This window comes from Dactylosporangium sp. NPDC000521, assembly GCF_042898305.1.
Classification (GTDB): Bacteria; Actinomycetota; Actinomycetes; order Mycobacteriales; family Micromonosporaceae; genus Dactylosporangium.
The window spans coordinates 358,113-373,536 of sequence record NZ_JBIAYW010000008.1; the positions used below are offsets into that span (position 1 = coordinate 358,113).

Sequence of the window (15,424 nt, forward strand, 5' to 3'; positions counted from 1 at the left end):
GCGTGCTGTCTACCCCTGAGCCTCCACAGCTGGAGCCGGACGCCTACCAGCAGCAGATCACCCCTGAGCCGGCGTCGGCCGAGTACGGCGCGCACACGTTCGGCCGGCAGATCACCAGCGGCCTGCAGCGGCTGCTCGGCACACCGGTCGACCCGCCGAGCTACCGGTGCAACCCCACCGACCGGCGGCCCTGCCCGACCGCGCAGGAGTACACGTTCACCGCCGCCGGCCACCAGGTGGTGATCACCTGCTTCGAAGCGACGCACCCGCTGCGCCGCGGGACTATGCCCGCCTACGCGATCCACCTCGACGGGCAGCGGCTGCCGTTCGAGCCGTACACGTACCGCGACGTGGACCGGCAACTCGCCCGCACGGTGTGGATCGCCATCACCGACCTGCAGTTCGCCGCCGAGCGCGACGCCAGCCCGGCCGCCGAGGCTGCTCCGGGCGAGGCCGGTCCGGGCGTGGCGCCGCAGACTGCGCCGGGCGGTGCCCGCTGATGGACGGCGTGCCAATTGCGGGCCTAGACCCGATCGGCGTTGCGATCGGCGTGCTGCGCGGTGCGGGGTTCGAGCTCAGCGTCCTCGCTGACGACCTCGCCGGCCGCACCGTCTCCGGCACCGCCGATCACACCGCCGGCGCGGCCGTGTTCATCGCGGACGCGGCAGGGACCCGGCGGGTGGCCTGGTGAGCCAGTCCACGCAGGCCGAAGCCTTCGAGGCGTTCCGGCGGCTCCGGGACGTCAACGCCGGTCGGCTGCGCGGCCAGTCGGTCGGCAACCGCTACGGCGCCCCGCTGTCCTACGCGGGCCTGCATCCGGGCGCGGCCGAACGGTTGCGGGTCAGCGCCTACCCCGAACCCGGCGCCCCACCGGCCCCGCACACCGTCTGCTTCGTGGTCGCCTACGACCGCACGCCGGTGGCGTGGCTGGAGACAGACGGCACCGTGGTCACCCCGGCCGCCGACCTCACCACGGCCCAGCTGCGCCAGCAGCCCCGCGCCGTGCAGGCGCTGTCGAACCTGCACCGGCGGGCGGTGCGCACCCTCGCCCAGCGGCATGACACCGCCCACGACCGCGCCGACGGCGGGACCGGGCACCCGCCTGTCGACGGGCCGGACACCTCGGTCCTGGCCGCGGACCCGGCGGCGGTCACCCGCACCTGGTGGACCCGGATCAGCGCCGACCCGGCCGCCTCTGCCGAGCACTTACGCCGCGTCACCGGCGCCGCCGGCCGGGTGCTGCTGGTCGACGTCGTCGGGTACGGCCGGTACGGGCTGCACACCGACGTCCTCGACCTGGACCTGCTGTGCACGATCGAGGACCTCGCCGCCGCCGCGCAGCTGCCCGCCACGGCCGTCGGGGAATGGCTGCACCTGGAAGGCGCCAGCCACCGCGCACCGACACCATCCGAGGTGCGGGCCGCGTTCAGCGCCGCGTTCGACGGCATCCACGCCAGCCGGCACACGTACGCGACGGCGGAACGGGACCGGCGCGGCTGGACCGCCCTCCTCGAAGCGGCTGGGATCGACAGCCGGTTCTTCGACCTGCCGGCGTTCACCCACCACCTGTTCGACGGCGGCGCCCACGACGTCAACCTGCCCGACCACCGCATCGCCGTGTTCCGCCGCACCCAAACCCCAGCGACCCCCGCGACCCTAGCCGCCTGAAGCGGGTCGCCGCCGTTGCGGTGGTGTCATCGCCGAGCCGGGCGGGCACTGAACGGCCGCTCACGTCGGGTTCCGGCACTCGGCCGCCCGGCGTAGCGGCACACCCGGACGTGACCGGGATCAACCGCATCACCGCCAAGCCCGGCCCCGCCGTCTGCGGGGTCGGGCGTTCGGCATGCCCATCGCACGACCCCGTCCAAGGGAGTACCCGCTGTGATCGTCATTTCGCACACCCACGCCGAGGGCACCATCCTGTCCGGTTCCCGCAGAGGCGACGGCGTCTACGACATCGTCAAACTGCATGGGTTCCGGTACTCGTCGCAGGTCGGTATCCATATCCGGGGCAGCCGGGACAAGGACGCGCAGCGGTGGCGGATCGACGCCGCCGCCGCAGCACTGCGCGAGCGCGGGCACGAGGTCACCGTCGATATCGACGACGTGTGGCGGCCCGCCGCCGATCGGGAAGCCGCGCGCAGCGAGCGGGCCGAGGAACGCGCCGACCGGCTCGACGACCGCGCCGGCGCGGCGGTCGGGCGGCGTGATGCCCGGCAGGCCGCCGCCGACCGGGTCCTGGACGGTATCCCCGCCGGGCAGCCGGAGTTGCCCGGCCACCACTCCTACCCCGCCGACCGGCGCCGCCGCGAACGCGCCTGGAACAACCTGGATCAGGCGCTCGTCGAAGACCGCACCGCCGGCCTGCTGGCCGGCCGCGCTGACGCGGTCCGCGCCCACGACGCCGCGAAGGAGAACCCGCGCGCGGTGATGCGCCGCATCGAGCGGCTGCAGGCCGACCAGCGGCGGTGGCAGCGCGAACACGACCACCCGGGCGCCGGAGACGCTTATCGGCAGCGCGCGCAGCGGGAGCTCGACCGGCTCGGCGAGGACATCGTCCACCAGCAGGCGAAACTCGGCGCCGCCGCCGCGACGGGCGCGTTCGTCGCGTGGAGCTCCGCCAACGTCGCCAAAGGTGACCTGGTCAAGGTCGGTGGGCACGGCTGGTACCGGGTCACCCGCGTCAACCGCAAGACGGTCAGCCTGGACAACGACCAGTGGCCGCAGCGGATCACCTTCGACGAGCTGTTCGGCCGCCGCCGCGACGGCCAGCAGTGGGACACCCCCAACGGCGAGCCGTGGCCGGTCGAGCTCGCGGTCGCGGTCGCACGCTGGCACCGGTACCTGCGCACTGCGGCGGCGGCCGGCTATGACGAACCGGCGCGGACCCCGGCCCGGCACGTCGGCTATGCGCAGCGGCTCGTCCACGGCCTGTCCCTGACGGCGTCCGACGCCGAGGTCGCGGCGTTCCGACCTGACCCGGACGATCCCGCAACTCTCGCGGACCGGCGGCGGCTGGCCGCTGCGTCCCTCGCGGTGTTCGAGCGTCTCGAAGCCGGGGAGACGGTGCCGGACATCGCCGCGTCGCTGACCGTCGATGAGCGGCCGCCGGTGTGGCGGATGCCCGCCGGTGACCCGGTCGACCGGCACCCGCAGGACCTGCACCCTGGGGACATCATCGCCGGGATCTGGGACCGCGGTTACGACGGGCGCCGGCTGTGGCCGCACTTCGCCGGGCCCGTCGCCACGGTCAGCGGCATCGACCGCCGCCGGGAGGCCGGGGACTGGGTCACCGTCGCCCTCACCGACGGCACCAGCCGCGAACTGAGGACCAGCCAATGGCTCGCAGTGCACTGCTGCCCACCCTGCTGACCGGCACCCGCACCGCACCTCGCCAGCCCACACCCCATCCCGGGGTGCGGGCCGGTTTCGTTCCATTCCTCGTACCGGAAGGGCTTCCACGTCATGTCCGAACACACCGTCGCCGTCGGCGACCGAGTGATCTGCGACCCCGCCACGACGCCGGCGAGGTTTCACGGCACCGTCTACACCGTGGAGCGCGTCGACCGCGTCAACGTCGCACTCGCACCCGTCGCCGGTGGACCGAGGCTGCGGATCCGACCGTCGCTGCTGCTGCCCGCCCCCACCGGCGATGGCGCCTCGGTGACACTCGTGACGGTGGCGCCGCCGCCCCCGCCACTGACCGTCGGTGCGGTCGTCACCATCGCCGACGCGCAATGGCGCGGCAACAGCGGACCCTACGTCGTGCTCGCCGACAACGGACCCACCGTCAAGGTCGCCGTCCTCGGCGGCGACAACTTCAAGTTCTGGCCCCGCGTCGCCCGCGCGTGGGTGACCGAGGTCGACCGCGACCGGCTCCTCGCCGCCTTCGCCCACCTGACCGGCGGGACCCGGTGACCCGCGATGACGCCTCCCGCACGCCACCCACACCGGCCCGGCGAGGCGTCGCCGCCGCCCGCGGGGCAGCCAGCCGACCCGTGCGTCCTCGTCGCCGCAGCGCTGCGGTACGCCGCCGCCGGCATCCCAGTGCACCCGTTGCACACCCCACACCTCGACGGGTGCAGCTGCCGCGAGCACAGCGCCTGCGCGTCACCCGGCAAACACCCCCGGCTGGAGCACGGCATCCACGGCGCGTCCACCGCACCGGCGCTGATCCGTGGCTGGTGGCGACGATGGCCGACGGCGAACATCGGCGTGGTCACCGGCACCGTCCTGGACGTCTGTGACGTCGACACCAACGACGGCCTGCACCTGGTCCTCGACGTGCTCGACGTCGTCCGGCCCGCCGGACCGCTCGTGCGGACCGGACTCGGCTGGCACCTGTGGTTCGCCGCGTCCCAGCTGCCCAGCCGGATCGGGTTCGTGCCCGGCGTCGACTGGCGCGGCCGAGGCGGTTCAGCCGTCGCCCCTCCGTCGCTGCACGCATCCGGCGTCCGCTACCGATTCCAGCAACCGTGGAATGTCGGCGCCGCCCTGCCCGGGTGCCCGCCGACCCTGCGCCGGCTCGTCCTGCCTCCGCCACCACCGCCGACCGTGGTGGTGGCGCGGGCCGGTGACATCGCCGATGGCATCGCTGGCCTGGACCGGTACGCCGCCGCCGCGGTTGACGGCGAGATCGCCCGGCTGCGTTCGGCGCCGCGCCCGCTCGTGCGGCACGGGCAACGTGTCAGCGGCGGCGGTCGGAACAACGCCCTTGTCCGGGCTGCGTTCCGGCTCGGGCAGCTCGCCGCCGCCGGGCTGCTCGACCGCGCCGCCGTCTGGCCGCGGCTCACCGACGCCGCCCTCGACATCGGCCTCGGCCCCGCCGAAACCCGCCGCACCATCGCCTCCGGATGGCGGGCCGGACTGCGCCACCCACGCCGGCCGTCACCGCAGCGACGGCACCACAACCGATAACCACCCCGCCGCCAAACCGCACCCCCCGGAGGACATCGCACCGTGACCACCAGCAACCAGGCGTTCCCCGCCGACCAGCAGCTCACCACCGGGTGGGGCGTCACCTTCACCCCCTTCTACGACCCGGCAAGGCACGACCCGGCCGGACAGATTGAGCAGGTCAGCCGGGTCGGGTTCCGTGCCGTCCGCGACGGCCTGACCGACCTCGTCTACCTCGCAGCGCCGCACGACCCGGGCAACGGCCCGCCGCTCGTCGTCACCGCGCACAGCCGCCCGGACACCACCGCCGAGGACGACCCCGACGACGCCGTCACGTCCACCGCGACAGTGGACCTGCCGGGTCCGGTCACGGCGTGGCCGTGGACGGACGGGCACAGCGTCGGCTGGCGCCTCGCCGGGCTGCACGGCACCCGGTACGTGTACCTGTGCCCATCGGTCGACGGGGACGTCGCCGACACGCACCTGTACATCTCCGCCAGCGACGACCCAGACAACGCCGACGACGCCGAACCCGTCGTGTGGCTGCCGGTCCACGAGCGCACCGCCAGCCGTCTCGCGGCCGTCGAGCCGGTGACCGGGGCCGGCGTCACGTTCAATTCGGACGCGTTCACCGACTGGTTCACCGCACCGCCGACCCAGCAGACGCTGCCCGGCAGCGTCACCGGCCGCTACGACAGCGCGGACCCAGACGACGGCGCCGGGCTGCGCGTGCAGCTGCTGCTCGATCACGACCTGCCCGGCGGCGTGTGGAAGCTCGGCACGGGGGTCGCCGCGGTGAACGTCTGGCCCACCACCGACCCCGAAGCGTCCGCCGCCGGTGACGGCGGCGCGGTCATCACCATCCGGTACGGCGGCGTCGACCTCAGCGCCGGGACCTGACCGCTGAAGACCTCATTCCGCAGCGGTACCACGAGCGGACCGGCACCGTCCGGGCCAGTGGGCACGACGCTGCGGTCCAGGCCCTGGCGGCCGTCGCCGCCCGCGTCAACGCCACCATCGACGCGCTGCCCGCACCGGCATCCGGACCAGTGTGCGGGCCGGTGTCCGCCGCTGGGAGCGCGGTGTGGCATCTTCCGCTCCCGGCGGGGCAGCTTGTCGAGCGCACGGTCAGCATCGAGGGGATCACCACCGAAGCGATGTGGCGTGACCTCGAAGCCGCGCTCGGGTTGCGCCGCTATTCGCTCGGCCGGTTCAAGGAGTGGGCGGCAGACATGCCGAAGCATCTGCACGGCGGCTACGACCTGGACGCCGCGATCGCCTGGGCGCGCCGCCACGGCCTGACCTTCGAGGCCGAGCAGCGCGTCCGCGTCGCCGCCGACACCCCGCTGCTGCCCGACGACGGGCTGACCGGCCGGACCGTGCACGTGCTGATCTGGGAGCGCGGCGAGGACGGCACCCACAGCTACGTACGAGCCAGTCGGCGTGGCGCGGCCGACCTGCGTGACCAGCTCATCCGCGAGTACTGGGACAAGGTCAGCTGCTATAACGGCTACCCAGAGGAGCCGCCCCCCGCCGGCCCCGACGAGGCGCTCGCGGTCTGGGAGGCCGTCAACCACGACCAGGCCGACCCGCGTGTCGGCATCTTCTACATCGACACCGTCGTCATCGGCGGCTAACCACCGCATCCCGCCGGCAAGCGCCCCGCGCGTATGTCGCGTCGCGCGACCCAGCCGGCTTGCCGTACTGCGGTAGGCGGCGAACAGCATCGTGCCCGGCCGATCCGGTGGCGGGAGTGGTCCGGGCAGCTATGACTGAGCAGCCATGTTGGCGGTCGGGGTTGGTGTCAGCAGGTGATTCCGCTGGTGTGGGCGGCGTAGATGACGGTTGCTGGGCACGGCAGTTGGCGGTTGCGTACGCAACCGCGAGCAGCTGGCTATCGCAGTCCGTGCTCATCCACCGCGCTGAGGACAAGACTGACCCGTTCGCCACACGTCGACGAAGGCCAACGCTGCTGCACTGTCCACAGCAGCAGAACCGCTCACGAGATCTCAGCGCTGCCCTCACGATAAATCTTTGCCCACGCGATGCGTTCGCCACGGAGTCGATAGAACCCCGCGATAAAGAACGTCCGCTCTTCACCGGCCACCGTCAGTGTCTCGATCATCTGACAGGCGGCCCGATCCCCGTCGGCGAGCAAATCGTGGACCACCAACGTCGGCAGCAACCCCGTCATCGCACCAGCAAAGAGCTCAGTGAGCTCACCGATCCCTCGAGCGATGCTCGATCCGGTGATCCACACAGCGTCCTCAGTGAAACCGGTCATCAAGGCGTCAAGATCCCGCGCGTTGAAGGCATCCACATGCCTGCGCATCACAGCACCCGGGTTTACCTCAATCACGAACCCAGTTTGCCAGCCAACTCAGCCGCGGTTAACGAACGATCCGCGTCGGTCGCCGAACGCACTTGGGCGCAGCCGACCGCGCTACTGCCATCGCCGCCAACAAGTATGCCCAACCGCCATCAAGCGTGCTCAGTCACAGCAGCAGGGTTGCCGGCTGCTGGCGATCCGTGGGCGGGCCGGGGCGTCGCTGCTGAAGGACCCGATGGTCAGCCCACCCGGACCGAGGTCGCTAAGCCGCCCGTGCCCGGCATCTTGGCAACCGTGTCTCGCTGCGCTCGACGCCAACATGCCGGTCCCGGTGGCTTGCACCCCCGATCCCGGGCGGGCTCCGACCGGCCCGTCAGCGCGGCACCCCGGACGCCCGGATCACCCGATCCGGCCCCACCCATCCGGTGCCGCACCACAGGTCACCGAAACGGGAGCCACCGTCATGCTGTTCAACTTCTCTTTCGAAGGCAACCTCGCCGAAGCGCCCGAGCTGCGGTTTACCCCGTCGGGCAAGGCCGTGGCGAAGATGCGGGTCGGGCACAACACCCGCCGCCGCAACACCGCCGGCGAATGGGTCAACGGCCCCACGATGTGGGTGACCGTCACGGTCTGGGAGGACCTCGCCGAGCGGGTCGCGGAGCACCTGCGCACGGGCGACACCGTGATCGTCGACTGCAGGGACGACCTGTCCGTGTGGGCGTACCACAACCAGCACACCGACAAGCCCGCCGGCCAGCTGCAGGTCACCGCCTCCAACGTCGCGCTGAGCATGCGCTTCAACGCCGCCACCGCCATCGACGCCACCAACACCACCGCCAGCGGCAACTTCGACGACCCGTGGCAGACCGACCCGGCGCTCGCCGGCGCACTCGAGCCCGCGCTCTAGCCACCCGCTTCGGGCCGGCCCACCCCCTGGGCCGGCCCAGTCGCACCCCTCACCCTCGTCGAAGCTTGGAGCTCACCGTCATGTTGTTCAACGTTGTCATCGAAGGCCGCCTCACCGCATCTCCGACCACCGGGCGCACCCGTGAAGGCCGCGAGTACGTCCAGTTCCCGATCGTGCACCGCGACCGGTACCGCGACCACACCGGTCAGTGGAAGGACGCCAAGGCCATGTGGTTCGACGTGCTGTGCTGGGGCGACCTCGCCTCCCGCGTCCGCCACCTCAACCGCGGCGATCAGGTCCTCGTCGAGGCCGGGCAGCTGCTGCCGTACCTCAACGAATCCGACCTGCCCACCCTCAAGCTCAGCGCCCGCAACGTGTCCGTCTCGATGCGGTTCACCGAAGCGCACGCCGGCCCGAACACCCGCAGCCGCCGCGGCGACATCATCACCACCCCCGACGGCGACCAGTTCGCCGCCGACGCCTACCCCGACGCCATCACCCGACCGCGAACTGCTGCACCACTGACCAACCGCACACAGGCCGCACACCGGCCGGTCGCGCCGCCACGTGACCGGCTACGCGGCGGCGACCACCGGCCGTCGCGCCGAACCGTTCTGTCGCACGTCCCAGCCCGGTCCGGCTGGCGGAGCCTTCCTCCGCGAGCCGGGTCGGGCTCGTCGCATGTTCCGCCGCACCCCCGACTCGATACCGGAAGGCAGCCCAACATGGACCCCACCAACTGCGCGACGTATGGCTCGTGGATCGCCGCGACCGGGCCGCCGGCCGCGCTCGCGCTGTGGCTCGCCCGTCGCCGTGCACGCCGCCGCCGTGCCGCCGAGTCCTGGGAACGGATCATCACCACCGCGGACCGGCTGCCGGACGCCCGGCTCGGGCAGGTCGTGGCCGTGCACCAGCGTGCCTGCACGGGGACGAAGGCGTCCGTGTGCTGGCACGGCGCCACCACAGTGCAGGACGTGTGGTTCCGCGGCGTACACGCCGTACCCGGCGTCTGGTACCTGGTCACCGGCTTCGACCGGTACGGCCCGCACCGCCACGAGCCGCACCTGTTCGACGTCACGGCCGTCATCGCGTCCGCCCCCGGCCGTTGCTTACGACGCGTGGCGGCGCCGCCAGTCGCAGACCTCCACGCGGTCCTTCACGCCGGGCGAGCGTCGGTGAGAGTGCTGGCCGCAGCGGTCGGGTCGGCTGCTGTGGCTCCGGCGGGTCTGCGGTGGCGGCCCGGCGGGCCTTCAGCCGGGTCGTGGGCGTCGGCCGGGTCTCGGTTGCCGGGGGCCGCGCTCGCCAGTCCGTGAAGATGACCGACCAGCCTGCGGCGGCAAGCACCGCCCGCACCCGGCCGGCCCGGCTCGCTTCGCGTCGCCGTCCGCTGCGCTGCCACCCGGGTCCGGGCTGGCCTTCGGCCTGCTTGCCCACCGCTGCGGCTCGGCCGGTCCCTCCCCAGTCCTGTCAGCGCGACACCCGCAACCGAATCCGGACCGGGTGCCGCACCCACGACCCGAGACGCTGGAGGCCCGCCATGATCCACCACCTTGACCTCGCCGAAGCCCCGCGCAGCAGCCTCCCCTCCCGCCGCGGCAGCGGCATCACCCCGTACGTCGCCGTCGGCGAGAAGGAGGTCTACAACTGGAACGACCCCGCCGACGCCGCCGAGTACCGCACCGTCCTGGGCTACCGGCAGCGCTGACCCACCCGCACCGCCGGAGGGCCGCCTCGTCAAGGCGGTGCGGTCCAACCGGCACGCTCAGCCCACGCGCCACCAGCGGCCCGCCAGCCGCCACGAAGCAACGAACGGCCGGGCCCGCCATGGGTCCGGCCGTTCGTCGTGCTCACTCACCCGTCGGCCACCGCTGGTGCAGCGTCGGTCAACGCCCCTGGTCGTTGCGGTGCGGGTGGTTCGCCCCGGTTATCGGCGCCGGCGCCGGCGCCGGCGCCGCCGGGCGGTGCGCTGCGACCGGCTGCCCGTGCCAGGGCCGCCCGGACCGTGCCCACCGACTGGTCGGTCATCGCCGCGATCTCCGCTACCGGCTCGTCCAACCGGCGCAGCCGATCCAGCGCGGCGTCCGCCGCGTCCTCCAGGTCCCGCGCCGCACGGTCGGCGTCGTCGAGGACCCGCTGCGCCTTCACCCGCGCCTCCTCACGGAGCGCGCCAGCACGGCCGGACCGGTCGAAGAACGCCGCCACCTGCTCGGTCACCGCCGCCTCATGCGCCGCCAGACGCGCCTGCCGCAGCGCCGCCACTTCCGCCGCCCGCCGGGCCGCCGAACGATTCACACCTGCACCCGAAACACGCTTCGTCATGCCGCAAAACATAACGGGGAGAAACCATCCAGCTCAAGGTCATGTCCAATAATCAAGCCACATTCAGATAACCGCAGATAACCGAAAACAGCAGCAGGCCAAAACGACACAATACCACCTCCCAGCAGCCAAAACAGCAACCTCATCGGTGGCGAGAAGAACACCGACACACCTCTTGCAGATGCTCTGGCCATGGATGAAAGCGTTGGAAAAACGACCGCGAAAAGCTATGGTTAGCAGCCGCCGAAAGCTGCCCGTGGATCGTTGATCCGCGGGCATCGCCGCGCCGTTGGAATGGAGGTGAAACCGTCGTGATGACGCTGCACAAACTCAGCGTCGGCGACGGCTACACCTACCTCACCCGGCACGTCGCCGGTGGCGACTGCGACCGGGAGACGGGCCAGGACCCGGTCGACTACTACACCGCGCACGGCACCCCGCCGGGCCGGTGGGGCGGGCTCGGCGCGTCCGAGCTCGGGCTTGCCGGTCAGGTCGACGAGGCGCAGATGCGGCACCTGTTCGGGTCCGGGATGCACCCGGACGCCGACCGGATCATCGCTGAGTACCTGCACCGGCACACCAAGGCGGGGATGACCGACGAGCAACTCGACGCGGTGATGCAGACCGCGCTGCGGGCCGCCACGCTCGGCCGCCGGTTCCCCGTGTATGAGACGTTGGAGCACTTCGACGCCCGGGTTGCGCAGCGGTTGCAGGTGATCCGGGCCGAGACCGGGCGGGAACCGACGCAGGCGGAGGTCGGGAAGGTCCGCGCCGACGAGGCCCGCCGTCCCCGTGGTGGGGTGGCCGGGTACGACCTTGTGTTCACGCCGGTCAAATCTTTGGTGCTGCTGTGGGCGCTCGATGAGCGGCAGTGGGTCCGTGATGCGGTCCTCGCCGCGCACGAGCAGGCCCGCGACTCGGCGCTCGCGCTGCTGGAGCAGCATGCGGCGTACACCCGGGCCGGGGACGTCGGGCAGGCGCAGCTGTCCACGAAGGGCCTCGTGTATGCGATGTTCGACCACTTCGACTCCCGCGACGGCGACCCGAACCTGCACACTCACGTCGCGATCGCCAACAAGATCCGCGGCGTCGACGGCGGCTGGCGGGCCCTGGATGGGCGGGCGTTGTACCGGATCGCGGTCGCCGCGTCGGAGCACTACAACTCCACCGTCGAGACCCTCGCCGGGCAGCTGCTTGGCGTCGACTTCGAGGTCCGGCCCGACACCGTCGGCAAACGGCACCCTGTCCGGGAGGTCGCCGGCATCCCCCTGGAGTACATCCGGTCGTTCTCGTCCCGGCGGACGCAGATCGAGGCCCGCTACGAGGACCTGATCGTGCAGTACCGGCGTCTCCACGGCCGCGACCCGGACCAGCTCGCGGCGTTCGGCCTCGCCGAACAGGCCAACCTGGACACCCGCGGACCCAAACCGGCACCGCGTGGCCTGGCCGCGCTGCGCGCGGAATGGGCGACCCGGTTGACCGACGTCCACGGCCGCCGCGCCCGGAGGGTCCTCGCCGCTGTCGTCACCGCCGCCCGCGCCGAGGACGTGCAGCCGCAGCCGTCCACCACGCTGTCCGTCGCCCAGATCACGGCGCTGGGCGAGCTCACCGTCGGGCATGCGGAGGGGTCACGGTCGACCTGGACGGTGTGGAACCTGCGCGCCGAGGCCGACCGGCTGCTGCGGCAACCACCGGCCGGGCTGTTCCCGCACGGGCTGCGCTTCGACAGCCCCGGCGAGCGCACCCGTGTGCTGGAACAGGTCGTCGCGGCGGCGGTGCAGGCGGACTGCGAGCCGGTCACCGTCGCCCCGCTGGTGAAGGAACCGGCGCTGCTGCGCCGCGCGGACGGTGTCTCCGTCTTCGCTGAACACGCCGCGACCCGCTACACCAGCCGCGGCATCCTGGCCGCCGAACAGCGCCTCCTCACCGCCGCCCAGACCCCGGCCTCCACCCCACCACCGTCCACGCTCAGCGTCGAGGCGCTGCTGGACGGGTACGAAGCGCTGCACGGTAAGACCCTCGACGCCGGACAGCGGGCGATGGTCGTCGCGTTCGTCACCGACCCGTACCTGATCAGCGTCGGGCTCGGCCCGGCCGGCGCCGGGAAGACCACCACGATGCACGCCTACCAGCACGTGCTATCTGCGTCCGGGCGGCGGCTCATCCCCCTGGCGACATCGGCCGCGGCGGCGGCCGTCCTCGCCGCCGACCTCGGTGTGGCCGCGGAGAACGTGCACAAGTTCGTCTACGAACACCTCACCGATGACCAGGCTGAGCCTCGCGCCGACCGCGCCGCCCCGCCGAAGAAGGCGTTCTTCCACGTCCGTTCCGGGGACGTCATTCTCGTCGACGAGGCGGGGCTGGCCGGCACCCGCAACCTCGACACCCTGCGCGACATCGCCGCTCGGTACGGGGCGACGGTGCGGTTGCTCGGTGATCACCGGCAGCTGTCGGCCGTCGAGTCCGGCGGTGCGCTGCGCCTGCTCGCCACCGAGGCCGGTGCGGTCGAACTCACCCAGCTGCACCGTTTCGCCAGCCCGGCCGAGGCCGACGTCACCCGCCGCCTGCGCGACGGCGACGCGACCGCACTCGATTACTACCTGCAGCACCGGCGCGTCCTCGGCGGTTCCGCCGAGGCGATGATCGAGCAGGCATACACCGGCTGGCACGCCGACATGACCGCCGGCTCCCGCACCCTCATGCTCGCCGCCACCGGTACCGGGGTCACCGCCCTGTCCGCGCGTGCCCGCGCCGACCGCGTCGCCGCCGGACAGGTCGAACCCGACGGCGTCGACCTGCACGACGGCAACCGCGCCGGCCGCGGGGACTGGATCGTCACCCGCGTCAACGACCGCACCATGACCTGCAACCGCGGCAAGGACTGGGTCCGCAACGGCGACGCCTGGACCGTCACCGGCCGCAGCCGCGACGGCGCCCTCAAGGTCCGCCACCAGCAACACGGCGGCACCATCACCCTGCCCGCCGCCTACGTCGCCGCGCACGTCGAACTGCTCTACGCCACCACCGTGCACCGCGCCCAAGGCGCCACCGTCGACACCGCCCACGCCCTGATCAGCGACGACATGACCCGCGAAACCCTGTACGTCGCCGCCACCCGCGCCCGGCTGCGCACCATCCTCTACACGGTCACCCACCGCATCCTGCCCCAAGACGAAGACGCCCGCCTCGACCGCACCGTCTACGACCGGCACGCCCGCGCCGCCCAGGAAGTCCTCGAGACCGTCCTGGCCCGCGAAGGCGCCCAACCTTCGGCGACCGAGGCCATCGCGAAGGCGCACGACGACGCCCGCAGCCTCGCCACCCTGCTGCCCCGCCTGCGCTACGCCGCCGAAAAGGCCGACGACCTACGCCTCCGCGCGATCGTCAGCACGGCCCTCGGCGACGACGCCCGCGCCGTGCAACGCGACCCCGCCTGGCCGACCGTCGTCCGGACGTTGCGCAGCATCGAAGGCGACGGCTGGGACCTGCCGCAGGTCCTCGCCGGCACCGCCCGCCGAGGCCCGCTCACCCGCGGCGACTCCCCAGCCCAGCTCCTCACCTGGCGCATCAACGAACACATCGACGGCCGGACCCCGCCCGCACCGCTCGCCCAACCAACCCTCCACGACGCCACCCGATACGCCGCGCTGCTGCACGCCGCGATCGGCGACATCGAACCCCTCGACCCCGCCGAAGCCGTCAAGGCACCGCGGCTGCTGCACACCGACCCGATCACCGGCGACACCGACCCGCAGCGGCTCCTCGCCCTCGTCCTCGGCGACACCACCGCCGCCACAGCCGCCCAGGAGACGGCGTGGCCGGCGCTGCGCGCCGCGATCCGCCGCGCCGAACACACCGGCCACCACCCACTCACCGCCGTCGCCACCGCCGCACTGTCCCGGCCGCTGACCGGCGCCCGGTCAACCTCGCAGGTCCTTGCCTGGCGCATCAACGACCACCTCGCCAACACCCCAGCACCCACCGAACCGGACACCGGCGACGCGTGGCGTGCCCTGGCCTGGACCCTCAAAGCTGCCGAACACCACGGTCAGCCCGCCGAACTCCTCCTCGCCCCGGTCCGGGCCGGCAGCGACCTCGACGGCGTCCGCCAGCAGATCCACACCTACACCCGCCCCCGGCCCGCCACTGGTGTACTGCCGTGGCTGGCGGCGAACCCGGCCACCCCGAACGCCGAACTGGCCGCCTACATGGACGCCACCGGCGACCTCGTGCACCACCGCGTCCAACACCTGTCCACCACCGCGATCGGCACTCGCCCCGCGTGGCTCGCCGGCCTCGGACACATGCCCACCACCGCCCCCGAACTCACCACCTGGCTGCGCCACGCCGGCACCGTCGCCGCCTACCGCGACCAGCACCAGATCAGCACCAACGACCCGACCCAGCCGCTCGGGGCGTACCCAGCCGCCGACACCGCCGCACACCGCGCCTACCTGCACGCCGCCAACGCCGTCCTCGCCGCCCGGCACCCACACGCCCCGGCAACCGACCCGACCACCGCGCGGGTCGCCGCCGACATCTACCTCGCCCTGCCCGACACCGAACGCGACGCCATCACCCGCGCCGTCGCCGAACGGCTCGGCAACGACTGGCTCGGCCCCCGCCACGGCGACGCCGACACCCTGCTCACCGCGCCCATCTACGCCACCCACCTGCACACCGAACTCGTCCACCGCCGCCACCTGCACGCGATCACCGAGCCGTTGCCGACCCCGCCCGCGCCGCCACCGCCGGCCCCGCACATCGTCCGGCAGATCCGCTCCACCGCACCCATGGAACAGCAGCAACCCCAGCCCGGAACCCACATCACCTGGTAGTCCATCGCGTCCTGCCCGTGCACTGCTGTACGCGGTTCGTCGCGGCGGCGGCGAGCCTCCGCCATAGGTTCGGCCGCTTCGTGTTCAGCACCGCATTGTCGTCCGCTGCCCGGCCCGTCCAGGAAGGAGCACCGG

Annotated in this window: 15 protein-coding genes; 12 read left to right on the top strand and 3 right to left on the bottom strand. The window is 72.6% G+C overall.

What is annotated here, in order from left to right; genetic code table 11:
* Positions 1-2 precede the first annotated feature (2 nt).
* From ACFY3L_RS27145 to ACFY3L_RS27180, 8 genes are all read left to right on the top strand, one after another.
* The gene (locus ACFY3L_RS27145) at positions 3-500 is read left to right on the top strand and encodes a hypothetical protein (RefSeq protein ID WP_389329649.1); all 498 of its coding nucleotides are present in this window, start codon (positions 3-5) and stop codon (positions 498-500) included.
* Positions 500-691 (top strand): hypothetical protein, encoded by a 192-nt coding sequence (locus ACFY3L_RS27150; protein WP_389329652.1) that lies wholly within the window; start codon positions 500-502, stop codon positions 689-691. The genes ACFY3L_RS27145 and ACFY3L_RS27150 overlap by 1 nt, the downstream gene beginning before the upstream one ends.
* Positions 688-1,668 (top strand): hypothetical protein, encoded by a 981-nt coding sequence (locus ACFY3L_RS27155; RefSeq protein ID WP_389329655.1) that lies wholly within the window; start codon positions 688-690, stop codon positions 1,666-1,668. The genes ACFY3L_RS27150 and ACFY3L_RS27155 overlap by 4 nt, the downstream gene beginning before the upstream one ends.
* A 213-nt stretch (positions 1,669-1,881) precedes the next feature.
* Positions 1,882-3,372: a DUF3560 domain-containing protein gene (locus ACFY3L_RS27160; protein WP_389329658.1), complete on the top strand. Its 1,491-nt coding sequence runs from the start codon at positions 1,882-1,884 to the stop codon at positions 3,370-3,372.
* Between the two features lie 93 nt (positions 3,373-3,465).
* Entirely contained in the window at positions 3,466-3,918 is a 453-nt protein-coding gene (locus tag ACFY3L_RS27165) for a hypothetical protein (protein ID WP_389329661.1), read from the top strand.
* 6 nt (positions 3,919-3,924) lie between these two features.
* Positions 3,925-4,917, top strand: a complete 993-nt coding sequence (locus ACFY3L_RS27170) for a bifunctional DNA primase/polymerase (protein WP_389329664.1) — start codon at positions 3,925-3,927, stop codon at positions 4,915-4,917.
* Positions 4,918-4,959: 42 nt separating this feature from the next.
* On the top strand, positions 4,960-5,796 hold the full coding sequence (locus ACFY3L_RS27175) for a hypothetical protein (RefSeq protein WP_389329667.1): 837 nt from the start codon (positions 4,960-4,962) through the stop codon (positions 5,794-5,796).
* Positions 5,797-5,978: 182 nt separating this feature from the next.
* Entirely contained in the window at positions 5,979-6,533 is a 555-nt protein-coding gene (locus ACFY3L_RS27180; RefSeq protein ID WP_389329670.1) for a hypothetical protein, read from the top strand.
* A 362-nt stretch (positions 6,534-6,895) separates the two neighbouring features.
* Here the strand turns inward: ACFY3L_RS27180 and ACFY3L_RS27185 are convergent, their stop codons facing one another.
* Complete coding sequence (locus ACFY3L_RS27185) at positions 6,896-7,255, bottom strand: nuclear transport factor 2 family protein (protein ID WP_389329673.1); 360 nt, start codon at positions 7,253-7,255, stop codon at positions 6,896-6,898.
* A gap of 433 nt (positions 7,256-7,688) precedes the next feature.
* Here ACFY3L_RS27185 and ssb point away from each other — a divergent pair, with 433 nt between their 5' ends.
* The 3 genes from ssb to ACFY3L_RS27200 all read left to right on the top strand — a co-directional run bounded on the left by ssb (position 7,689) and on the right by ACFY3L_RS27200 (position 9,837).
* The gene (ssb, locus tag ACFY3L_RS27190) at positions 7,689-8,132 is read left to right on the top strand and encodes a single-stranded DNA-binding protein (RefSeq protein WP_389329676.1); all 444 of its coding nucleotides are present in this window, start codon (positions 7,689-7,691) and stop codon (positions 8,130-8,132) included.
* Positions 8,133-8,212: 80 nt separating this feature from the next.
* Positions 8,213-9,445, top strand: coding sequence for a single-stranded DNA-binding protein (locus ACFY3L_RS27195; RefSeq protein WP_389329679.1), 1,233 nt, complete (start codon positions 8,213-8,215; stop codon positions 9,443-9,445).
* Positions 9,446-9,669: 224 nt separating this feature from the next.
* On the top strand, positions 9,670-9,837 hold the full coding sequence (locus ACFY3L_RS27200; RefSeq protein WP_389329682.1) for a hypothetical protein: 168 nt from the start codon (positions 9,670-9,672) through the stop codon (positions 9,835-9,837).
* A 146-nt stretch (positions 9,838-9,983) separates the two neighbouring features.
* On the opposite strand, the gene ACFY3L_RS27205 is transcribed toward ACFY3L_RS27200, so the two are convergent.
* Together ACFY3L_RS27205 and ACFY3L_RS27210 are read right to left on the bottom strand one after the other, a co-directional pair.
* The gene (locus ACFY3L_RS27205) at positions 9,984-10,451 is read right to left on the bottom strand and encodes a hypothetical protein (protein ID WP_389329685.1); all 468 of its coding nucleotides are present in this window, start codon (positions 10,449-10,451) and stop codon (positions 9,984-9,986) included.
* Positions 10,448-10,615 carry a hypothetical protein gene (locus ACFY3L_RS27210; protein WP_389329688.1) on the bottom strand — a complete coding sequence of 56 codons (168 nt, stop codon included), beginning with the start codon at positions 10,613-10,615 and terminating at the stop codon, positions 10,448-10,450. Before ACFY3L_RS27210 ends, ACFY3L_RS27205 begins: the two co-directional genes overlap by 4 nt.
* A 150-nt stretch (positions 10,616-10,765) precedes the next feature.
* Here ACFY3L_RS27210 and mobF point away from each other — a divergent pair, with 150 nt between their 5' ends.
* On the top strand, positions 10,766-15,289 hold the full coding sequence (gene mobF, locus ACFY3L_RS27215; protein WP_389329691.1) for a MobF family relaxase: 4,524 nt from the start codon (positions 10,766-10,768) through the stop codon (positions 15,287-15,289).
* The last annotated feature ends 135 nt before the right edge of the window (positions 15,290-15,424 follow it).